Source organism: Psychroserpens sp. SPM9, from assembly GCF_025153525.1.
GTDB lineage: Bacteria > Bacteroidota > Bacteroidia > Flavobacteriales > Flavobacteriaceae > Psychroserpens.
Map to the genome: position 1 here is coordinate 164395 of NZ_JANZNR010000003.1, position 24166 is coordinate 188560.

General features: G+C 33.9%; 20 protein-coding genes. All 20 read left to right on the forward strand.

Annotated elements, in window-relative coordinates; all coding sequences use genetic code 11:
• Positions 1-51 precede the first annotated feature (51 nt).
• Complete coding sequence (locus N4270_RS07140; RefSeq protein WP_260096339.1) at positions 52-906, forward strand: AraC family transcriptional regulator; 855 nt, start codon at positions 52-54, stop codon at positions 904-906.
• Between the two features lie 143 nt (positions 907-1049).
• Positions 1050-1442, forward strand: coding sequence for a hypothetical protein (locus tag N4270_RS07145; RefSeq protein WP_260096340.1), 393 nt, complete (start codon positions 1050-1052; stop codon positions 1440-1442).
• Entirely contained in the window at positions 1439-1807 is a 369-nt protein-coding gene (locus N4270_RS07150; RefSeq protein WP_260096341.1) for a hypothetical protein, read from the forward strand. Before N4270_RS07145 ends, N4270_RS07150 begins: the two co-directional genes overlap by 4 nt.
• On the forward strand, positions 1791-2285 hold the full coding sequence (locus N4270_RS07155; RefSeq protein ID WP_260096342.1) for a DUF1772 domain-containing protein: 495 nt from the start codon (positions 1791-1793) through the stop codon (positions 2283-2285). The genes N4270_RS07150 and N4270_RS07155 overlap by 17 nt, the downstream gene beginning before the upstream one ends.
• Positions 2286-2322: 37 nt before the next feature.
• The gene (locus N4270_RS07160; RefSeq protein ID WP_260096343.1) at positions 2323-3147 is read left to right on the forward strand and encodes an NmrA family NAD(P)-binding protein; all 825 of its coding nucleotides are present in this window, start codon (positions 2323-2325) and stop codon (positions 3145-3147) included.
• Between the two features lie 17 nt (positions 3148-3164).
• Positions 3165-3902 carry a hypothetical protein gene (locus N4270_RS07165; protein WP_260096344.1) on the forward strand — a complete coding sequence of 246 codons (738 nt, stop codon included), beginning with the start codon at positions 3165-3167 and terminating at the stop codon, positions 3900-3902.
• Between the two features lie 349 nt (positions 3903-4251).
• Entirely contained in the window at positions 4252-6225 is a 1974-nt protein-coding gene (locus N4270_RS07170) for a serine hydrolase (RefSeq protein ID WP_260096345.1), read from the forward strand.
• 107 nt (positions 6226-6332) lie between these two features.
• Positions 6333-6491 carry a hypothetical protein gene (locus tag N4270_RS07175; protein ID WP_260096346.1) on the forward strand — a complete coding sequence of 53 codons (159 nt, stop codon included), beginning with the start codon at positions 6333-6335 and terminating at the stop codon, positions 6489-6491.
• A gap of 310 nt (positions 6492-6801) precedes the next feature.
• The gene (locus tag N4270_RS07180) at positions 6802-7419 is read left to right on the forward strand and encodes a hypothetical protein (RefSeq protein ID WP_260096347.1); all 618 of its coding nucleotides are present in this window, start codon (positions 6802-6804) and stop codon (positions 7417-7419) included.
• 73 nt (positions 7420-7492) lie between these two features.
• Positions 7493-8167, forward strand: coding sequence for a DUF6624 domain-containing protein (locus N4270_RS07185; RefSeq protein ID WP_260096348.1), 675 nt, complete (start codon positions 7493-7495; stop codon positions 8165-8167).
• Entirely contained in the window at positions 8151-8936 is a 786-nt protein-coding gene (locus N4270_RS07190; protein WP_260096349.1) for a CPBP family intramembrane glutamic endopeptidase, read from the forward strand. Before N4270_RS07185 ends, N4270_RS07190 begins: the two co-directional genes overlap by 17 nt.
• 76 nt (positions 8937-9012) lie before the next feature.
• Entirely contained in the window at positions 9013-9975 is a 963-nt protein-coding gene (locus tag N4270_RS07195) for an NAD(P)-dependent alcohol dehydrogenase (RefSeq protein ID WP_260096350.1), read from the forward strand.
• Positions 9976-9994: 19 nt separating this feature from the next.
• The gene (locus N4270_RS07200; RefSeq protein ID WP_260096351.1) at positions 9995-10852 is read left to right on the forward strand and encodes an alpha/beta fold hydrolase; all 858 of its coding nucleotides are present in this window, start codon (positions 9995-9997) and stop codon (positions 10850-10852) included.
• A gap of 354 nt (positions 10853-11206) precedes the next feature.
• Entirely contained in the window at positions 11207-14023 is a 2817-nt protein-coding gene (locus N4270_RS07205; RefSeq protein ID WP_260096352.1) for a LuxR C-terminal-related transcriptional regulator, read from the forward strand.
• Between the two features lie 231 nt (positions 14024-14254).
• Positions 14255-17272: a TonB-dependent receptor gene (locus N4270_RS07210; protein ID WP_260096353.1), complete on the forward strand. Its 3018-nt coding sequence runs from the start codon at positions 14255-14257 to the stop codon at positions 17270-17272.
• Between the two features lie 13 nt (positions 17273-17285).
• The gene (locus tag N4270_RS07215; RefSeq protein WP_260096354.1) at positions 17286-18824 is read left to right on the forward strand and encodes a RagB/SusD family nutrient uptake outer membrane protein; all 1539 of its coding nucleotides are present in this window, start codon (positions 17286-17288) and stop codon (positions 18822-18824) included.
• Positions 18825-18837: 13 nt separating this feature from the next.
• A complete protein-coding gene (locus tag N4270_RS07220) occupies positions 18838-20547 on the forward strand; it encodes a LamG-like jellyroll fold domain-containing protein (RefSeq protein WP_260096355.1) in 1710 nt (569 codons plus the stop codon).
• Positions 20548-20633: 86 nt separating this feature from the next.
• Positions 20634-22001 carry a glucoamylase family protein gene (locus N4270_RS07225; protein ID WP_260096356.1) on the forward strand — a complete coding sequence of 456 codons (1368 nt, stop codon included), beginning with the start codon at positions 20634-20636 and terminating at the stop codon, positions 21999-22001.
• A gap of 8 nt (positions 22002-22009) precedes the next feature.
• Positions 22010-23374: a glucoamylase family protein gene (locus N4270_RS07230; RefSeq protein ID WP_260096692.1), complete on the forward strand. Its 1365-nt coding sequence runs from the start codon at positions 22010-22012 to the stop codon at positions 23372-23374.
• 4 nt (positions 23375-23378) lie between these two features.
• The gene (locus N4270_RS07235; protein WP_367399955.1) at positions 23379-24164 is read left to right on the forward strand and encodes an alpha/beta hydrolase-fold protein; all 786 of its coding nucleotides are present in this window, start codon (positions 23379-23381) and stop codon (positions 24162-24164) included.
• Positions 24165-24166: the final 2 nt, after the last annotated feature.

Below are 24166 nucleotides of genomic sequence, written 5' to 3' on the forward strand. Positions count from 1 at the left end.
GTAATTTTACGTGTTTTCTTTAACTTTAATTTTTTAATTTTATGGTTATCGATGACACGTGATTTTATACATATCAATGACTTTATTATTTTGGTTGAAGAAGCTTATTCTACTAAAATAGAAGTTGACTCGTGTCGTTTTGATGAACCCATAGTAGGCGTTGCATTTTACGGTTCTGGTAATGTAAACTTAGCGGTAAAATACGGTCAAGACCAAAAAGATTTTGAATACACCAAAGGACTTTCCCTATCATTTTATGCAGACGAACACGTAGAATTTGAACATACTGTAAGCCCAAATAAGAGTTTAAAATGCATCGTTGTAGCGACTAAGCTGAGTAATCTAGAACAACTACCAAATGAAGAGGGTGAATTGTTTTCCGATTTATTACACGAATTGGTAAAGCCTAAAGACAGCTACGTGGAGGGACCTTGTTTCTATATGACACCCGAGATGGAGAGTATCTTGGAAGCCTTTTTCACAAATAACTATTCTGGCAAGACTAAAATGATGTTTTTTAGAAGCCAAATTACAGCTTTGTTATCCCACTTTTTTGGTCAACTTGCTATAAAACAAGAAGAAGCTTCAAAACCACAACATAGGAAACAATTAAATAAGGCAAAAGATATACTATTAGAAAATTTAGATAATCCTCCCTCTCTTTCGGAGCTTTCTAAAGCCATTGGATTTAATACTACCAGACTCAAAAGAGAGTTTAAGGCCATTTTTGGTGTGCCAGTATTCAAATATCTTCAAAATGAAAGGCTTGCTTCAGCGCATAAACTTATTAGTGACAAAGAAGCTACGGTACAAGAGGCTGCATGGCAAGTTGGTTATGATAGCCTGAGTTCTTTCTCTAATGCTTTTGTAAAAAAATTCGGCTATCGTCCTAGTCAAATTAAATAAACTTCTATTCGAATCAAGTTACTAAAAGCTTGAATACCTTATTTATCGTTTGATGCGCTTTTCGAACAAATCATACTTCTTTTAGAATAAGTACCTGATTAGGAATGACTATAGATTTGTGTCATAATTTAAAAACAAAGATTATGATAACCAACAGATTATTTAGTATTGCTCTTGGCGTATTAGTCTGGGCTTTAGGGGTTAGCTTTTACTTGCTTTCCTTTAATTTTCCTCTAATTGACAACATAGAGTTGCAATCTAACATAGTACTAGTCTTAGCGATTATCCCAAGCGCTTGTTTAGGAACGTATTTGTTTTATCTAAAGCGACGAATGAAACCAAGCGCATTAGCACTAACTTTTGTTCTCATGGCTACTTTATTGGATATTTTGATTACAGTACCCGTATTTATTATACCTGCTGGAGGCAGTTATTCAGAATTTTTTGGTGATCCCATGTTTTACATCATTGTCGTGGAGTTCTATTACATCGTACAATACTTCGGAACATATATGCTTAAAAAAGTAGCACCATGATAAGCGTAGTAAAATTAATCATAATAGTAATTCTTAGTGTTACGTTGGAGTTAAATGAATCAATAGCGATAACGGAAGAGAATGAATATTTTGCTTCTGTGATGACAAGAACAAAGGATTTTAAAAAGGCGAGAGCTTTTGTAATTCTAACCAATAAGTGCAACGTATGTCATCATAAACGCAATAGACGTAGAGTGTTTACTGAAAAAAACATGAATGGTTGGGCAAATGATGTGTACAAGGAGGTATTCATAAAAAAAAGAATGCCTAAGGGTAAAAAAATAAAACTCACCTCCAAAGAGTATCAAGACTTATTAACCTGGATATCATCCACAAAAAGCAATCAAAATGGAAATAAACTTTAAAATTATCGTATTAATGCTAAGCATCTTATTTACAGGGTTAACGGCAGGTTTATGTTTTACCTGGTCTAACGCTATAACACCAGGCATTGGCAAATTGGATGACTTAGGGTTCTTGCAATCATTTCAAGCAATGAACCGTGCTATTATCAACCCTAGTTTTCTCATCGTTTTTTTGGGACCAGTATTGCTCTTATTCATTAATGCCTTTTTACATCGTAATACACATCCAACAACATTCTGGTCATTTATGGTGGCTGCAATTTTGTTTTTCTTGGGTATTGGTCTTATCACAGTTTTTAAAAATGTTCCGCTCAATGAGGTACTTGATAAAACTGTATTAGATAATCTTTCGGCAGTTGAACTTAAAGAATTGAGAACCAAATTTGAGCAACCCTGGAACCGTTGGCACATGCAACGAACTATTGCCTCATTTACCTCATTTGCTCTATTGTTAATAGGACTTATTTATACAAAATAAACAACTTAAAAATTATAAACATTTAAAATTTAAAATCATGAAATCAGAAAACATTTTAGTTATTGGAGGGACTGGAAAAACCGGTCGTAGAGTTGCTGAAAATTTAACACAATCCGGACACAACGTAAGAGTTGTTGGCAGAAAAACAAATCCAGCTTTTGATTGGGAGAATCCTGAAAGCTATGATGCTGCTTTAAAAAATATGGATAGAGCATACATTGTATATTATCCAGATTTGGCAGTGCCAGGTTCAAGAGATGCAATAACCGCATTATCAGAAAAAGCTTTAAAGGCTGGTTTAAAAAAAGTGGTTTTACTTTCTGGAAAAGGTGAAACTGAAGCTGAAGCTTGTGAAGACATCGTTGCCAATTCAGGCTTAAATTATACGTTGGTGAGAGCCTCATGGTTTAATCAAAATTTTAGTGAAGGTGCATTTTTGGATTTTGTACAGAATGGCGTTGTGGCATTGCCTATGCCAGAAGCAAGAATTCCATTTGTGGATGCAGATGATATCGCAGACGTTGTTTCAAAAGTCCTACTAGATGATAGTTATAACGGACAAACCATAACTGTTACTGGACCTCAAAAAAGAACGTTTAAAGAAGTCGTCGGAATTATGGCAGAGGCGTCCAACAAGCATATACAATTTGTGCCAATTACTATTGACGAATTTAAGGAAGGTATGAAAAAAGCAGGATTACCTGATTCTTATGTATGGTTATTCGGGTATTTATTCCAAGAAGTGTTAGGAAATCCAGATAATCAAGAAGTCTCTGATGATGTTGCCAAAGTGTTAGGCAGACCAGCAAAGGATTTTGAAGTCTTCGCGAAAGAAACCGCTGCAACTGGTATTTGGAGTTAAAATAAAAATTTTAAAAAATGAAAAAAACAATTTGCTTATTACTGTTTGTTCTTGGCATTTCTATTCAAGTAATTAGCCAAGAACTATTATTAAGCCCACAAAATAATCCTGCCAATATCAATCTGCTTAAGTCAGAAACATCAAAAATGTCTTGGTTTATGGTAAAGGATTCAATTGAAATTAACATTGGAGACATTTTTACTAAAATTAAGAAAGGAAAAGGTAGTGTGACTGTTATAACTACTGTAGTCATAAAACAATCAGCTGGTACTTGGGTAGATAGTACTATAGTTGGAACGAAAAACTTAAAGCCTATTTATCATTCTTCATACAATCAACAAAGAGATATGGTTTTAAAATTCGGTAAAAACATAACAGGTTATTATTTAGATAAGCAAACCAACACCAAAACTAAAATATCGGAAGAAGTTAAAAAATCATTTTTTGATAGTAATTTTTACCCACAACTATTAAGACTTTTACCTTTAAATAACGGCTATTTTAAAACTATTGCAATTTTTGACTACAATCCAAAATCAAACATTGGTGTTATAACTGCAACAATAAAAAGTACCGAAGAAACAACCATAAAACACCATGGGAAATTAAAACAAGTATGGAAGGTTGAAACTACAGACGAGATTTCAAACAACTCAGCTATAATTACGTATTACATTGATATGATAACCAGAAAAATTCTAAAACAAGAGCTTGATATAGCTGGTAGAAAAATGATTATGAGATTGGATGAATAGAGAAATTAAATCGAAAACTATTGCCAATATTATTCCTATTATTTGGGAGATGGCTATTTGAAGAATACGATACGCCATGCATGTTCATTGAGGTTTTAAAAGACTCGTAATGATTATAAACTTAGTTCTGATTCTTAAAGTAGAACTTTTTAATTCTGTAGTCTACTTAATTTTATCAAAAATTAAATGAAAATGTAGAAATGAACACTAAAAAGTATTAAGAACTTATAGAAAATCTACAATTCATCATTTTAAATCAACAGCTCAGTTATTTGGATTCCGAAACATCTATATTTTATAGAAAATTTGCAGCTTAATTTAAAAGAGCATCAATCATAAACGAATAATTATGAAATCAATTAAAATGAAAAATCGATTTATTCTACTATTTGCTTTGGTAATTCTTAGTGCTTGTAATGAGAAAGCTAAATCAGGTATAACCCAACAACCAACACTAGCCGATTACGCTATTGGAGAAACATGGGTATGGAAGTATAAAGGCGTAACCACCGAAGGAGAGGTTAGATCTGAAGGGATAGACACTCGAGAAATAATAGAAGTTAATGGTGAGTTGCATATAACTATCGGTAAGGATACGATTCCTGTTTCAGAAATGGTAAAACCTGAAGAAAGTAAGACACCAAAGTACGATTGGCCACTTAAAGAAGGAAAAAAGTGGGTTTATGAAGAAAACTGGACAAGTCAGGATGGTACAACAGGAAAGCAACAAATGAACGCTGAAGTATTATCCTATAAAGAAGAAACGGTAGAAGCTGGAACTTTTATGGCGTACACCATTCACTATAATGGTAAGATCACAAATTCTAGAGGTTATAATGCGGTCGTAGATGAAGTCTGGTTATATGCACCTGAGGTTAAAAACTTTATTAAGCTAACGCAAAAGCAAGATGATTTTGTGTATAACGAAGAACTCGTTGCGTATTCTGATAAGCCATTAAAAAGTAAAGTCCAATTAGAGAATCAAATCATTGGAAAAGTGAAGTTTCTGGAAGAGCCGGAGCACTATAGTACTATAGCAAATAAAATGTCCGAATATAAAATACCTGCTCTCTCGCTTGCCGTTATTAATGATGGAAAAATAGAATGGGCAAGTATGTATCAAAATCCAAGTTTTTCAGGTCAAAATTTAAATGACAATAGCATTTTTCAAGCAGCATCTTTATCGAAACCCGTAACTTTTTTTGCGGCCTTACGAATTCATACTGCAGGAGAAATAAACTTAGATGAGCATATAGAAAAATACTTAGAAAGTTACCAATTGCCACAAGGCAAACAAACATCTGAAAATCCAGTAACTTTTCGTAATATCTTTGCGCATACTTCTGGAATTACTTCTGGTGGTTATCAAGGCTATGCCAAAGACCTTGCTATGCCAAGTGATGTTGAGGTTTTAAAGGGTAGTGAAGGTGTTAATTCACCTGCCATAGAAGTCATTTCAGTACCTAATGAAATGTTAGCGTATTCGGGTGGTGGCTATACCTTAGCTGAAGTGGCACTTCAGGATATTTTTAATGAAGAGTTTTCTGCAATAATGAACAAATGGATCCTTCAACCTATTGGTATGGAGAATTCTGAATTCACACAACCATTGCAACTATCAGATTCAAGTAAAGTCGCTAAAGGCTATACGTCAAATGGAGTTGTTCTAGAAGGCGGCTGGAGAAACCATCCAGAACAGGCAGCAGCCGGACTTTGGAGTAATGCTACTGATATGGCTCAATTTTTAATTGAAATCTATAAAGGCTATCAAGGTCAAAGTTCAGTTTTTTCAAAGTCAGAAATTCAATCGATACTCAGTCAAGAACGTGATGGTCATATTTATGGGTTAATAGTAGATAAGTCAGATACAGGTTTTGCCATCACCCACTATGGTGGTAATGCAGGATATCGTACAGGTATGACCATAGATCTTAATACGGGAAATGGATTGGTGTATTTAATCAATTCCGATAATGGTGGTGCTTTAGGTAATGAATTGCTATTATCAGCTTCTCAATTGTACAATTGGAATCACTTTAAACGCACATCTGTTAAACGAAATCAATCAGATACAGCATTATTAAAACAACTTACAGGGAAATATAAATGGAATAATCAAGTGGAGCTTTCGGTAACATTTAAAGAAACGAATAATCAACTTTTACTTCACTTTCCAAATGGTGATATATATAATCTTATTTCAGTGGAAGGCGAAGATGTAAGTTTTATCAATCCTAACACTGGAATCAATGTCAAATTTTTAAAATCGAGCGATTTTAATTCATTTGTCTTGTACGGACAAACAGCCGTTAAGCTCAAATGATAGGTGTTAATTCATCTCAATTATTGAAGTTCGTTCGGATTCATAAAGTAGAACTTTAAATTCTGTCTGCTACATTAATTTTGAAATAAATAAGAATATTATAATCAATGGAAAAAATGAAAACTAAAAAAGGCGTCAAACTAGGCATAGGGATTATACTTGGGACTGTAGTTGGTTATTTAACCTCAAATATGCAACTATGGTTTGTTTTAGTTATTGCCATTGGAGCAGCGCTTGAATATGGCACTCAAAAAAAGCCAAAATAGAAATAGTTAATATTATTAGTTGCTGAAATTCTTACTCTAATCCAATAATAGTTTTCTGCTTTTTTAAAAGGATAAATACTACCCCAAAAAGAAATTTAGAAATAAGCAAAATAGTGGATTTTACCTATTGAGTAACAGCGTTATTAGTTTTTAAACAGATATAGTATAAGACGTTATTGATCATCAACAATTCATCATTCTAAATCAACAGTTCGGTTATTTAGCTTCATAATCACCTGTTTTTTATAGGAAATTTGCACTCAATTAAAAACATCATCAATCAAAATCATCAATCAAAAAACGAACAATTATGACATCAATTAAAATGAAAACAATCAAAAAACAAATTTTTTTAAGAATCGCCTGTGTGGCCTTTGCATTCGTAACTAGTTTAACATACGCACAAAACACAAATCAAGAAGCAACAACACAAAGAGAGGGTTTCATCTTCGAATTTGTAGTTGGTGGAGGCCTTATAAGTCTCGAAGATAGTGCTGGTATTCAAACATTCGATAAATCTCAAGGAACCTTCGTTTTTCCAGATTTAAAGTTTGGTCACATGTTAAATGAAAAACTCGCCATTACAGTCTCTTTACCAGGGAATATATACGAATTTCAAGATAATGACAGGCACTTTGGAGGGTTTATTCCATCACTACAGTATTGGATAAAAGATCGCTGGTGGATTCATGGAGGTATTGGCCTAGCCATTGATGCGCCAGCACTATATGATATTAAAGACGATGTAAACGACGATTGGAACTTTGGTTGTGCTGTTATGGCAAGTACAGGTTACGAAATTTACAAAAAGAACAACTTTGCGCTTAACGTTCAATCTAAATTAGTGTTGGGTCGTGCGTCTTTAGATGGAGATGCGCATAGAGATGCAGTAATCTTTAATGTTGGGTTAGGGTTTAGTTGGTTATAAGCCCTTTTCTAAAACATGAATATTATAATATACGAGTCAATAAATGAATCTAGTAATAATAAAGTATAAGAAAATGAAAAAAACGTATTATTTATTGACTCTTTTAGTGTTAATAGTATTTAGTTCGTGTAATACTAAAATCAAAGAGGCAAAGGGAGAAAACTTAATAGTACAAATAGACGAGATTTGGGCAACTGAACAGCTTCCAATTAGATCGAGAGATTCCCTAATTTCTATATATGGCGTTGACCATAATTTAGTGAAAGTACAAGATTCAATTATTGATAAAAATCACGTCATTAACGAGAAAAAAGTAAAGACTATTCTAGAAAAACATGGTTGGCCAACTAAGAATATGATTGGAGAACGTGGTAATTGGACAATTTGTAATGTTATACAACATTCAGATAATGAAGTTAGAATACAATACCTTCCAATGATGAGACAGGCTGTAAAAGACAAAAAATTAGAACCACGTTTTTTAGTTAGAGCAGAAGACAGAATTGCAACTGAAAGAGGGGATTTACAAATCTATGGCGGACAAATGAAATACTACCCAGAAACTAAAAGTTTTAATCTTTGGCCAGTTTTTGACCCAGAAAATATAGATGAACGAAGAACAGCAATAGGGTTAGATTCTATTGCTATATTTCTAAAAAACAGATTTAATTTTGAATGGAACCTTGAAGAACAGATAAAAAGAACAAATGAATTTAAATTAGCAAAACAAAATGATAACAAGCAATAAAAGTCGCTTTAAAACTGCAACGGTTGTAGTTATTCTATTCGTAATAGGTACGCTTCTAAATATCCCATTTAGTAGAGAATTAAAACGATTAAAAATTGAGGCAGGTGATGCAAATGTAAAGCTGTCAGATTCCATATTTATTGATGTTATACAAACAGGGCTTTATGGTCTTATTTTAGGTGTAATTTTGGTTTTTGTTGGTTTATGGATTTCAAAGAAAGCAGAATTGGGTGCGCCAGTAATTGAAAGTTTTTTTTTAAATCAAAAAAACAGAACACAACCTCATTTTTTCAAAACACTATTATATCCTTTAGCTTTTAGTATAGTCTTAGCATTGATAATACTTTTGGTTCATAAACTAATCAGAGATTACTTTCCTGTAACAAGTATTATTGAAAGACCAGCCAAACCGTTTTATGCTATTGTGTCTTTTTCAGCAGGAATTACGGAAGAAATTATGTTTCGGTTAGGATTAATGTCACTAATTGTAGTAGTAATTCAGCGTTTCAAAAAAGAAACAAAACCGTTAGCAAGCGTGGTTTGGGTAAGTATAATTATTACGGCATTATGTTTTGGTTTAATGCATTTACCGCTATCAAAAAACTTTTCAAATCTCACTTTGGTAACTGTAAGTTCTACCATGATAGGTAATCTTATCACAGGATCTTTCTTTGGTTGGGTGTACTGGAAACGCGGTTTGCTAGCAGCAATAATTGTACATATTGTTTGGGATTTGGTTTTTCATGTGGTGGGCTCACCCTATTTGTAGAAACAGTGTTCCGATTGTAAAACACAAACCTTTAATAGCTTAATTAAATTCAACTTTGCAATAAATAAGAGTAATTATGAAAGCAGCAATTTATACAAGATACGGTTCGCCAGAAGTGATTCAGATAATTGATGTTGAAATTCCATCACCAAAACCAAATGAGATTTTAGTGAAAATTAAGGCATCATCAGTAACCAGAGCAGATACAATGATGCGCCAAGGTATACCTAAATTTGGTAGATTGTTTTTAGGCCTTTTTAAACCCAAGAACACAGCTTTAGGGACTGGTTTTTCTGGTGTCGTTGAGTCTGTTGGAGAGCAAATAACAACATTTAAAATAGGTGATGAGGTCTTTGGCGAAAAACTATTTAGCAATGGTTGTAATGCCGACTATTTGTGTATTTCAGAAGATATGGTCATTGAGCTAAAACCAGATACGATATCTCATTCTCAAGCAGCACCAATCTGTGATGGTTTTTTAACCTCTTATAACTTCTTAAAAGACATTGCAAATATTCAACAAGGACAGCATATTTTAATCAATGGTGCTTCCGGAAGTTTAGGTTCAGCAGCAGTTCAACTGTCAAAGTTAGTGGGAGCAAAAGTTACAGTAGTTTGTAGTGCAAAGAATATTGATTTTGTATTAGCATTAGGAGCCGACGACGTATTAGATTACACCAAAGTTAACCTCAATGAGTTACCATATAAATATGATGTAATTTATGATGCTGTGGGGAAGCTATCTTATAAAGACTCAAAAAAAATAATTAGTTCTGATGGAATTTTTATGACACCAGTGTTAAGCATTCAAATACTTTGGCAAATGTTATGGAACTCAAAACAAGTAAAGTTTACTGCAACAGGCATGAAAAAGACCAAAGATTTAAAGCGATTATTCAACGAACTGGTTCATTTTTTTAAACAAAGTAAATTACATACTAGTATAGATCGTACATATGGTTTATCAGATATCTCAAAAGCACATCAATATCTTGAGACTGGACGTAAAGTAGGTAATGTAGTAATCGTTAATTTATAAATCAAAAAACGAACAGTCTATGTTTTTTAAATCAAAAGAAGAAAAAGAAAAAATCCTAACCCTTTACAATCAAAAGTTAAAGGAACTGAATATTGAATATTCAGAAAAATTGGTAGAAACAAAGTTTGGAGTGACGAATGTGATTACTACTGGTGATTCTAAAAACCCTCCTTTAATTCTGATTCACGGAACAGGAGGTTGTGCGCCTCAAATTTTAGATTCTTTCCCCAATTTAGCCTCAAAGTATTGCGTGTATGCGGTAGATGTGTTAGCGCAACCTAATAAAAGTGCTGAGAATAGGCTAGATATGAAATCTTTAGATTACGGAAAGTGGTTAATAGAAATCATTATAAAACTAAGGCTCAAAGAGGTTACTTTAGTAGGTTTTTCGTTTGGAGGCTTCATCAGTTTAAAAGCCTTAGAGTTTAATGAAACGTCTATAAAACACACTTTTCTTATTGCTCCAGTTTATATTGTCAATGGAAATCCGCTTATTGGCTTATTTAAGATGTTTATGCCATTAAAAAAGTTTATCAAAACCAATAATCAAAAGTATATTAAGAAAGTAATGAACGTACTGTTTTCTGAATATGATGATTTTGCATTAAACTATATGTCAAATACATTTCAATATTGCAATATGGATTTCTCACCACTTCCCGTAATTGCTAAAGATGTAGCTAAAAACCTAAAAACACCAATCAGTATTTTTGCTGCTGAAAAAGACATCATGTTTCCAGGTAAAAAATTGATAAAAAGAGCTAAAGGTATTTTTCCTTCTTTAGAAACCGTTGTTTTATTAAAAGGATCAAAACATGTTCCTCGCTTAAAAGATTTTAAAGAAATTGAAGAACAAATCATTGATAAAAGCAAGTAGTATTACGAAAACTACAAAAGAAACAGTAAAATCCATAAATTTAGTTGGTTTTACTTTCTGTTTCAGGAAGTCAAAGAGCATATATCTGTTTTAAGAGAAATAATCCGGAAGAATAATTTTTTATAATTTAATTTCAGTTTAATAACTCACCATTCTTCTCTTTTTTTGAAGTATAGTTGCTTTAAATGAATTTTATTCTGCATCATAAAAATCAGAAAATTGCTATTAGTGTTTTTTCATAATTTTTACAGATGTAATCAAAACACAACTAGCTTTGAATTCTTAGTCTAGGTTCGAAAAAGATAAGTATATTTAGTCCTATTAATATACAGTTAAACGACTCAAGCCTATTTAATGAAGCGTGTACTTAAATTACAGTGTTATTCGATTTACCTAACCTTACTGGTGTTGCTTACCTCAAGTCGACTAGTTGCGCAATACTCCCCTTATTTTGAAAACTATTCTTTATCGGAATACAACGCTGGAAACCAAAACTGGGATGTTTCTCGCGCAGATAATGGTAAAGTATATGTAGCAAATAATAAAGGGTTATTAGAATATGACGGACTCAAATGGAATTTTTATGAGTTGCCAAATAAAACAACGCTTCGTTCTGTTATGGCCATAGATAATAGGGTTTACACAGGATCCTATGAAGAGTTTGGTTTCTGGAAAAGCGATGATAAAGGCGATTTAATTTATGAATCTTTAAGTGATAAAATAAAAGATAGTATTTCTAAAAATGAAGAAATCTGGCAAATCGTACCTTATAAAAATCTAATCGTTTTTCGTTCTTTCTTGAATATTTATATCTACGATAAAGATAAGGATACTATAAAAAAGAAAAAACCGCAATCGGTAGTTATTTCGTGTAGTGTTGCTGATGGTAAATTTTATATTTCGACGCTTAAAGGGGGAACTTATATTTTAGAGAATGAGGAGTTAATTCCTGTTATTAATGAAGCTGTTCTTATTGATGCTAAAATCATTTCAATTACCCCATATGATGGCAAGTTGCTAATCACAACCTCTCTACGTGGCTGTTTTGTTTATGACCAGACAGGTTTGAAACCTGTTAACTTTGAAATTAATGACATTATAAAACAACATCAGCTTAATAGTTTTTCAATGCTTGAAGACGGAAGAATGGTCTTTGGTACCATCAAAGATGGTGTTTATTTAACAAATAGGGAAGGTGACGTTATTTTTCATGTCAACAAAGAAAACGGATTGGTAAATAACACCGTTCTAAGTCAGTATTTAGATGTTGATAATACGTTGTGGATAGGTTTAGATAACGGATTGGCATCTGTAGATTTGAGTAGCCATAATTATTTCTTTAATGATGTTTCGGGAAAATTGGGAGCGGTTTATGATGTCATCAATTTTGAGGATACTATTTATATTGGAAGTAATACCGGACTCTTTTATTTGGATGATAAAAATAAACTTCAATTTATTAAAGGAACTCAAGGTCAGGTATGGGATTTAAAAGAAGTGAATGGCGAGCTGTTTTGTGGGCATAATGATGGAACATTTTTAGTCAAAAACAAAAATGTTGAATTAATATCGGTTAATACCGGTGGTTATGTAATTAAAAAAGCACCTGAAAAAAATAATGTATTCATTCAGGGTACATATACCGGATTAGTACGGTTTAGAAAAAATGGACCCAATTGGTCTGTAAAACATTTAGGAGAAACGACCATGCCTATTAGGTTTCTGGTCTTTGAAGATCAAACTACTGCTTGGGCTGCACACGCTTACAAAGGGTTATATAAAATAAAATTTGATCATAAGTTTGACACCATTGTTTCTATCAAAAATTATGAAGACAAAGGGATTTGGTCAAACTATAACATTAGGGTTTTAAAAATTAAAAATGATATTTGCTTTAAAACCAATAGTGGGTGGCAAAAGTATGAACCGTTACTCGATAGTATTGTGCCTTTTAAGCTTTTGAATGAAAGTTTAGGAAAAGATGCTTATGTGGTTTCTGAACCAGATGTCAATAAACTCGTGCTTAAAAATGATAACGACATCATTACATTTAAATCTTTTGTAAATAATGACCATACATTTTCGTTGTCAAATGATGTGTTTGATAATAGACTCATTGTTGGATTTGAAAATGTATCAAAAATTAGTGATTCGACCTACGCTCTCAATTTAAACGATGGCTTTATGCTTATTGATAGTAGAGTGCACAAGGAAAAAACTGTTTTCAAGCCTTCAATAGACAGAATTGAGATTAGTAATAATCCTTTGAATTTTAGTTCTAATGCAGATATAATTAATTTAAAATTCGGAGAAGAAATAGATATACATATGTCATCTCCTAAATCTGTAAATCATTTTTTTGAGTATGCTTTGCTAAATTTAGACGCGAAAAAATGGTATAAGCTAGAAAACCATAAATTAACCTTATCAAATCTTAAAGATGGTGAATATAGTATAGGTCTAAGAACGGTTAATAGCTTCGGAAAAGTGTCTCCTACAACAAAATTAGATATAAATATTTTACCTCCTTGGTATAAAAATAAGATTGGCTATGCATTGTATACATTTATAGCTTGTATTGTGTTTTTTATCATGTATGCTTTACATAAACGAAAAATAGATAAAGAACAGAAATTGTTGCAGAATGCTTTTGAAAGAGAGCAGGAAGAATTGATAAGAGAAAAAACAATTGAAAATGAAAAGAATATCATCGAGCTTAGAAACGAATCTCTTAAAAATGAAATTAAATTAAAAAGTAAGCAATTAGCCAATACAGCAATGGCACTCGTGAAGAAAAATGAAACATTGCTAGAGATTAAAAATGAACTTACTCAAAACAAAAATAATTTCGACAATTTCTATTCGTATAAGAAACTATTAAAGAAGGTTGATAACTCGATTGCTCATAAAGATGAATGGGAAATATTTGAATATAATTTTAATCAGGTTCATGATGAGTTCTTTAAAAGTCTAATTCAAAAATATCCAGAGCTTACACCAAAAGATTTAAAAATTTGTGCCTACATCAAAATGAATTTATCTACTAAAGAAATTGCACCACTAATGAATATTTCTCCAAGAGGCGTTGAAACGCACAGATACAGGTTAAAAAAGAAATTAAAATTAGAAAATGACATTTCTTTGACCACTTATTTGCTAAACTTTAAATAAAACACACTTTAAATTACGTTATTCTTAATGTTTAACTACGTCATAACTACGTCATTTGTGCTTTTGATTAGTGTTTTTATTGCATTTTTTGTAGTTTTAAGCTACGTCAACCCGCTATTTTTTACAACGTTTTCGTAAATGACGTATTTAAAATGTAAATAGATTTTTATATATAAAACAAATGCATTTTATATTGTAACCAACTAAACAATTCAAAATATACAATGTAATATGAAAGCAAAAATTAATCTATTAATCTTTTTCCTTTTTTCAGTATTTGCTTCAGCTCAAGAATTAACTGTTGGAGGTGTTGTAACTAGTGCTGATGACGGAATTCCACTACCTGGAGTCAATATTATTGTTAAAGGAACAACCAATGGAACTTCAACAGATTTTGACGGCAAGTACTCTATTAAGGTAAATGTAGGTGATGTTCTAGAGTTTATTTACGTAGGACTTAAAACACAATCTATTAAAATAACAAACCAAACAACACTTAATATTGCTATGGAAACAGACGTTGAGTCACTTTCTGAAGTAGTTGTAATTGGTTATGGTAGTCAGAAAAAGGCAGATCTAACAGGTGCAATATCAACAGTAAAATCTGAAGATATTGAAAAAACGCCTAATAGTAATATCATGCAAGCCTTACAAGGTAAAGTTGCAGGTTTACAAGTGACCAGTGTAGGTTCTCCTGGAGATTCTCCTAATGTGAGAGTTCGTGGTGTAGGTTCATACGCTGCTGGTAATAACCCGCTTTATGTTGTTGATGGAATGTTTTATGACAATATCGACTTTTTAGATAACAGTCAAATCGAAACAATATCAGTTTTAAAAGATGTCTCTTCGATAGCCATTTTTGGACAAAAAGGAACTAATGGTGTAATCATCATCGAAACCAAAGGTGGTAAGTTTGAACAAAAACCTGTGATTACCTATAGCGGTTATTCGGGTTACCAAAATGCTCAAAATGTTGTTAAAATGGCAAATGCAGAGCAGTTTGTCACCATGGCTTATGAGTCAGGATCTGAAGCAGATATCGAATTTGTTCAAAATGCAATTCAGCGCTATGGTAGAAGTAGAGTCAACCCGAACATTCCTAATGTTAATACAGACTGGTATAAAGAAATTTTAAGAGTTGCTCCAATTTCAAGTCACAGTATAGGAGTCGCTGGAGGTAGTAATTCTACAACTTATGGGATTAATACTAGTTATTTTTCTCAAGATGGAATCTTAGATATGAAAAACGAATATGAGCGTTTTAATATCCAATCTAATTTAGAAGTAAAACTATCAGACAGATTCAAAATGGGAACAAATGCTGTATTCAGTAATGCTACAAAGTACAATGCTGAAAACAGCGCATGGTTTCAAGCATATTTTGCTGTTCCAATCCTTCCAGTCTATGATCCGCTAAATACTGAGGCAACGCCTATTCCGTTTTCAGATGCGACACAGTTAGGTTATCGTGGTTCTCAAAACCCATTTCCTGTAATGACATTCAACGAGAATGAGCTTAAAATCAGAAAAATCCTGGCGAGTTTATATTTAGAATATGCAATTATTCCCGAAAAATTAAAATTTAAAACGTCGTATAGCCACGATTTTTCTACAATTTCAGAACGTAATGTGAGATTGCCTTACTTTATTTCTGAAAACTCTCAAAGAGAAACATCATCTATTAGACGAGCAAATTCAGAATATTCAAACCAAATTTGGGATAATACCTTAACTTATAAAGATAGCTATGGTAATCACAATGTAACTGTTTTAGCAGGTTCTTCTTATAGAGATGAGCAAGTAAACCTCTTTTCAGCAACCGGAAACGATATCCAAGGAATTGGATTAGAAAGTTCATGGTATTTAAATTTTGCAGATCCAACCTCGTTTTCAAATCAAGTGAATGAAATTGGAGACCGTTTTTATGCTTTAGCCTTTTTTGGTAGAGTCGAATATAATTTTATGGATAAATATCTTGTTAATGCGACTTTAAGAACTGAAGGTGATGCTAAATTTCCAAAAGAAATTTGGGTAACAACACCTACAATTGGTCTTGGATGGGTCATTTCTAATGAAACGTTTATGGAAGATAATGGCTTGTTTAATTTCTTAAAACTTCGTGGAAGTTGGGGACAATTAGCAAATGGAGCTATTGGTGGTAGTTCGGGAACACGTACTGTATCTCAAATTACGACTGCTATCAACGATGTGGCCACTAACGGAATTATTAGTTCTAGTAATTTCACCGATTTAGAGCGTGAGATTTTAGAAGAAACAAATGTGGGTATTAGTGCGAGATTATTTGATAACCGACTCTCATTAGAAGCCGATTATTATATTAGAGATACTAAAAAATTAGTCATTCCTGTAGACCAGCCTATCGTGAGTAATACCATTTTAGAAAATGTGGGTGAAATGAGAAATAAAGGAATCGAAATTGCCGCAAACTGGAATCAAAGACTCAATGATAACTGGAGTTTTTCTGTAGGTGGAAATATCGCTACTTTAAAAAATGAAGTTACTAAAATTAATAGCTCAGCAGGTTATTTTGATACGGGTAGTGCCGAGTTTCGTCAAAGATCTCGTGTAGGTGACCCAATCGAAGCCTTTTTTGGATGGGAAGTTGTTGGTGTTTATCAAAACACTGAAGAAGTAATGAATGACCCAATTGCCGTTGCTAATGGTTTAGAGCCTGGTGATTTTAAATTTAGAGATCAAGATAACGATGGCGATATAGATGCAGACGATAGAGTGGTACTTGGATCGTATTTACCAACATTTACTTATGGTGGTAATTTCCAGGTGTCTTATAGAAACTTTGATTTGTCTGTTGCAATTTCTGGGCAAACCGGAAATGAAATATTGAATAGAAAAAGAGGTGAGGTTTTATTTACGAATGATACCAATGTAGATGCCGATTTTGCAATCAATAGATGGCATGGTGAAGGGACTTCTAATACTTACCCGTCTTCGGCTGGTAGACGAAAAGGATGGAACCAAAGAATGAGTACCTTCTTTGTTGAAGATGGTGCTTATTTCAGAATTCAGAATATCCAGTTAGCCTACACAATTCCGGCAAGTTCTTTATTAGGGAAGAATATGCCTGAAACAAAATTTACCTTCACTGCTGAACGTCCGTTTACGTCATTCAATTATAATGGATTTAATCCAGAAGTTGCTAATGGTATTGATAGACAAACGTACCCAATACCTGCAGTTTACACTTTTGGTGTAAATATTAAAATTTAAAAAAAAAAGCAATATGAAAAATTTAAAACATGTATCAAAACAGTTAGCTTTTCTGCTAACAATCTGTACAATTTTATCTAGCTGTACAGATAAATTAGAGGAAAATGATGGGCAACTATCTGCCGATGATTTAGACTTTACAATTACCGCAAATATGGTGTTGCCTTTAATTGGTGCCTATTCTGAAGTTTATTCCAGAGGATGGGAAGATCCATTGTTAATTGGAGTTAGAGGTGATGATGTTAATGCTGGAGGTGTTGGTGATGCTCAAGGTGGTTTTACAAATGCAGACCTTTATAGTTACGATAACGGATATTGGATGTTTAACCAGGTTTGGAGTAACTTCTATGGCGATATTGTAGATATTGTCAATTCTCGCGAAACTATCGAAAGATATAAAGAATTTGCTACAGGAGATGACATTGCTCTTGCAGATCAATATATGGCAGAAACTAAAGTGTTGAGTGGTTATCAGCATTTACAAATGTCGCGTATGTGGGGCGATATCTTTATTATAACAACGTCTAACGTTTCTGAAGATATAGATAATGGTGTAGCAACAAAAGCTGAAGTTATGCAATATGTTTCAGATCTTATGGACGAAGCAATCCCGTTTTTACCTGATATGAGACCTAATGAAAGAACCGATGTGACTGGTGGTGTCACCAAATACACCGCATTAGCTGTAAAAGCAATGGCTAATCTTGAATTAGAAGACTATCAAGCTGTTGCAGATGTTACAGCCGAAATCATCAACTCTAATAAATTTATGCTTTACCCAGATTATTACGAGTTGTTTAAAAAACCTGGACAACTAAGTGATGAAAACTTATTTGAATTACAATTTTCAGATTATAACTCCGACTCAGGTGATGTCAATAACCATTTATATGCACCATTCGGACCTTCAAGTTGGACACCAGCCGTGTCAACAGCTTCTGGTGGATGGGGTTTTTATGAGCCTAGTCTTAAGTATATCAAATTCATGATCGATAGAAATGATGAAACACGTTTGGTAACCAGCGTATGCTTTACACCTCGTGGCATGGATGAGATTATGTTAGATCCTGGTTATACGACCTTGCCTGGTTATATTTCTAACGAAACTCCAGATGGTGATATATTTAATGATTATGCTAGAGCCATGTTTGCTAGCGGAAAGCATTATTTGCCTTCAAATCAATTGACTCCTGGAAGAAATAGTTACGGTTCTAGTAAAAACTTTATTGTTATTAGATATTCTGAAATATTATTAATGTATGCTGAAGCTTTAACACATGGAGCAAGTGGAAGCGCTATGACAGCAGATCAAGCTGTTAATTTAGTAAGAGATAGAGTTGGTATGCCACTATTATCTGGAGTAACAACAGATGATGTAATGGACGAAAAATTTGCTGAGTTAGGTATGGAATGGGGTATCCGTTACTTTGATATGATTCGATTAAATCGTTATGATGAATTAAGCTACGATGGTCGCACGTTTACTGCTGCCGACGAGCTTTTACCATACCCTCAAGATCAATTAGATCTTTTACCATTAGAAAATAATTAAAATAAGCACGAAAATGAAAACTATAAATAAATACATTCTATCATTGGTCGCATTAATAATGGTGACGTCTTGTTATGATGGAATAGATCCAATTACAGAAGTTGATCCAGGGGAAGATGCTGCTAATCCAACAGTTAGTATTATCTACCCAACAGAAGGAACTGAAATCACAGGTCTCGAACTTGTAGTGCCTATCACATTTAGATTTGAAGTTGAAGACGATATTGAAATTGCTTCCATTGTTTTGAATCTAGACGGAAATCAACTGACAACATATAACGATTTTTTAGATTATCGTGTCGTGATTGAAGAGTATACCTACGATAGTTTATCAAGTGGTGAGCATGTATTAACAATTACCGCAACCGATATCGCAGGCAACTCAACAAGTGAAGTAGTGAATTTCTCAAAAGCACCACCTTACGAAGCATTGTTTCCTGGCGAAATATTCTATATGCCTTTTGATGGGACTTATACCGAATTGTTAAGCATCACTGACGCTACCGAAATAGGAACTCCAGAATTTGCAAATGATGCTTTTCTAGGTTCTAACGCTCTTAAAGCTTCTGAAGATTCTTACCTCTCGTTTCCTTTAGATCAAACACTGGGAGGAAACTTTACAGGTGCATTCTGGTACAAGGTTAATTCGTCTCCAGACCGTTCTGGTATCATAACCGTAGGAGATAATGCTGACGATCGTTTACAAGGCTTTAGATTGTTTAGAGAAGGTAGCGCTACTGAACAACGTATTAAATTAAACGTTGGTACTGGTGGTGGCGAAAGTTGGAATGATGGTGGTGTTATAGATGTTGACGCAAATGAATGGATACATGTGGCTTTTACCATCTCACCAACAGAAACTGTGATTTATTTTAATGGAGTGCCTGTGAATACGGCTTCTCCTGCTGGACCTATCGATTGGACTGGTTGTAATGATATACATATCGGTGCTGGCGGACCAACATTTGATTATTGGGGACATAACTCTGACGATAGTGCTATGGACGAATTGCGATTATTTAATATCACAATGTCCCAAGCCGAAATTCAAAATATGATTAATGTAACAAACCCATATGAACCAATGTATGACGGTGAAACATTTTATATGCCTTTTGATGGTTCTAATACCGAATTGATAAGTTTAAATATGCCAGCTGTTGTTGGTGCACCAACTTTTGCTGGTGAAAGCTATCAAGGGTCTGATGCCTACTTAGGTACTACAGATTCTTACTTAACTTATCCAATTGATGGTTTGTTTGGTGCAGATCAGTTTAGCGCTACATTTTGGTATAAGGTAAATGCGACACCTGATAGATCAGGAATCTTGATTGTTGGAGATGATGCCGATGATCGTTTTCAAGGGTTTAGACTATTTAGAGAAGGTAATGCTACCGAGCAACGTATCAAAGTCAATGTGGGAATTGGTGATGGTGAAAGTTGGAACGATGGAGGTGTGATAGATGTCGCTGCTGGTGAATGGATCCATATTGCTTTAACTGTTTCGCCTACTGAAAGCAAAATTTATTTTAATGGCGTAGAACAATTGTCATCAACATATACATCAAGTATTGATTGGACAGGCTGTAGCGAAATAAATATAGGTGCTGGCGGACCAACATTTGATTATTGGGGACACTTATCGGATGCTAGCCCAATGGATGAACTTCGTCTGTTTAATATTGCATTAACTGAAGCGCAAATTCAAGATATGCTTGATTAACAGTTTTTATTTTTTTTTATTAGAATTAGTCTTTTCTTTAGCTGTGTTTATTTTTTAAATGCAGCTAAAGTTTTAAAAACATTTAGATGAACACGTCACGTAGTCATTATATTGTATTAATCCTTGTGGTTGTTGCTTTTTTAAGTTGTAAAACTGAAAAAAAAGAGTCTATAGCTTTTCATAAAACAACTCATACCTATGCTGGTTTAGCCGATACCCAATTACTGGATACCATTCAAAAGCAAACCTTTAATTATTTCTGGGAGGCTGCTGAACCAAATTCTGGATTAGCCAGAGAACGCCTACACATGGATGATGTCTACCCTACATCTCCAAAAAATACAGTCACGACTGGTGGAAGTGGGTTTGGACTAATGGCTATTTTAGTAGGAATAGAAAGAGAATGGATCACAAGAGAAGCAGCCTTAGATCGCTATTTGCAAATTGTAGATTTCCTTGAAAAAGCAGACCGATTTCATGGTGCTTGGCCACATTGGATAGATGGTGAAACAGGAAAAGTTTACCCTTTCAGTAAAAAAGATAATGGTGGCGATTTGGTTGAAACAGCTTTTTTAATACAAGGTTTATTAACGGTTTCAGAATATTTCAAAAACGGAAATGAAAAAGAACAAGTTTTAGTTGCTAAAATTGATAAACTATGGAAAGAAGTAGAGTGGGACTGGTATACTAAAAATGGTGAGGATGTTTTATACTGGCATTGGTCTCCAGAATATCAGTGGGAAATGAATTTCCCTGTAGGTGGATACAATGAATGTCTTATTATGTATGTACTGGCAGCATCGTCTCCTACACATTCTATTAGTAAATCGGTATACGAGAAAGGTTGGGCTCGAGACGGCAAAATTGTATCGAAAAATACAATGTATGACATGCCTTTAGTATTAGACTATTATGAGCATGATGAATCACTGATCGGACCTTTGTTTTGGGCTCATTATTCCTATTTGGGATTAAATCCTAAAGGGCTGTCAGATCAATATGCAGACTATTGGAAATTAACTCAAAATCAAGCTAAAATTCATTATCAATATGCTTTAGATAATCCCGAAAACTTTAAAGGCTATGGCGATAGTCTTTGGGGTTTAACATCGAGCTATTCTATAAAGGGTTACTCTGGTCATAGACCTGGAGCTGATTTAGGAGTCGTATCTCCAACTGCCGCATTATCGTCATTTCCGTATACACCTAAAGAAAGCATGCAAATGCTAAAATATTTGTACACAAAACAAGATACTTTGATTGGAAAATATGGACCATACGATGCTTTCAGCCTACATGACAATTGGTATAAACCAAGATATTTGGCCATAGATCAAGGGCCAATTCCTGTAATGATTGAAAATTACCGTACAGGTTTGCTTTGGAATTTATTTATGAGACATAAAGATGTCAAAAATGGCCTTGATAAACTAGGCTTTACAATTCAAGATTAAAAAATATGATGAGATATATAAATTTATTATTTATCAGCCTTTTGTGTTTAACGTCCTGTGGTTCCGATGATGGTCCTGGCTACCAAGAACCTTATGATCCGGATGATGATGACCCGGTTGTTGTTGACCCGCTAACAGATGATGAGATTATGGACTTAACGCAGCGGGAAACTTTTAAATACTTCTGGGATTTTGCTAATACCGATTCAGGTGCAGCAAAAGAACGTTACCATCCTAATAATACGGCTTTAAATGCAAATGTTGTAACAACAGGCGGTAGCGGTTTTGGGCTTATGGCTATTCTAGTAGGTATTGAGAGAGGTTACGTAACGCGTGTAGAAGCTGTTGAACGTTTGACAACCATTCTTAACTTTTTTGAAAATGCCGACCGCTTTCATGGTGCATGGCCACATTGGTTAGATGGTGGAACAGGTCATGTAATTCCGTTTAGCTCTCAAGATAATGGAGGTGATTTAGTGGAAACGGCTTTTTTAGCACAAGGCTTAATTTGTGTAAAAGAATATTTTAAAAATGGATCAGTAGAAGAACAAGCATTAGCCAATCAAGCTGATGTTTTATGGAAAGGCGTTGAATGGGATTGGTATACTCAAAATCAGAATAAATTATTCTGGCACTGGAGTCCTAGTGATGAATTTGCAATCAACCTAGAATTAAAAGGCTATAACGAAACATTAATCGCTTTTATTTTGGGCGCAGCTTCTCCTGATTATTCGATTTCTGCAGATGTGTATCATCAAGGTTGGGCTAGTAATGGTAATATCATATCTTCTGAAAATCAATACAATATTCCTATGGTGTTAGATCATGCTGGATCTGGTACCGGACCTTTATTTTGGGCGCATTATTCCTATTTAGGTTTAGACCCAAGAAATTTATCAGATCAATATGCTGATTACTGGACACTGAATAAAAATCATACAGAAATTAACTATGAGTACTGTGTTGATAATCCGCTAAATCATTTCAAATATGGACCAGATTGCTGGGGGTTGACTGCGAGTTATTCTAGAAATAGCGATGGTTCAATTGGTTATATGGCTCATAAACCTGGAGAGGATATTGGAGTGATTTCTCCAACAGCAGCCATAAGTTCTATTCCTTATACTCCCGAGAAATCACTTGAAGCTATGCATTTTTTCTATAGTAAAAATGATATTCTATTGGGTCCTGCTGGGTTCTACGATGCGTTTAGTCCTAAATTTGATTATTGGGTAGCTGAAGCTTATCTAGCCATCGATCAAGGTCCGCAAATTATAATGATTGAGAATCACAGAACAGGTTTGTTATGGAATTTGTTCATGCAAAATGAGGACGTTCAAAATGGTCTGGATGCCTTAGACTTTAATTATTAAAGCAATGATGAAATTTAAATTTTTTCTGGTATTATTATTTATGAGCTTGTCATATACTGTTAACGCTCAAAACAATTTGTTTTCTAGTGAAAGCTATGTGAAAGATGGCGATACACTTAAATACCAATTACTATTACCTCAAAACTTTTCAAAAGAAAAAAACTATCCTGTTGTATTGTTTTTGCATGGAGCAGGAGAGCGTGGTCAGGATAATCAAAAACAATTGGTACATGGGAGTAAACTATTTACTGATAAAATCAACAGAGGAGCTTTTCCGGCAATAGTTATTTTTCCGCAGTGTCCACAAAATGACTATTGGTCTAATGCGACAGTTGATCGCTCAACAAAACCAATTTCTTTAACCTTTCCGCTAGACACTCAACCTACAAAATCATTACAACTGGTTATGAATTTAATGGAAGAGTATTCCAATAAAACCTATGTAAATAAAGATAAAATGTATGTTGGCGGATTGTCAATGGGAGGTATGGGAACTTTCGAAATTCTATATCGTAAACCAGACTTTTTTGCAGCTGCTTTTACAATTTGTGGTGGCGGAAACCCTGAATCGGTTAAGGCCTATGCGACTAAAACAGAACTCTGGGTGTTTCATGGCGCAAAAGATGATGTTGTGAATCCGCAATTATCAGTAGCTATGGTAAGTGCGTATTTAAAAGCTGGCGGCACCCCTAATTTTACATTATATGCTGATGATAATCATAACAGTTGGGATTCTGCTTTTTCTGAACCCCAATTACTAACCTGGCTATTTTCTAAATCGAAAAAATAAAA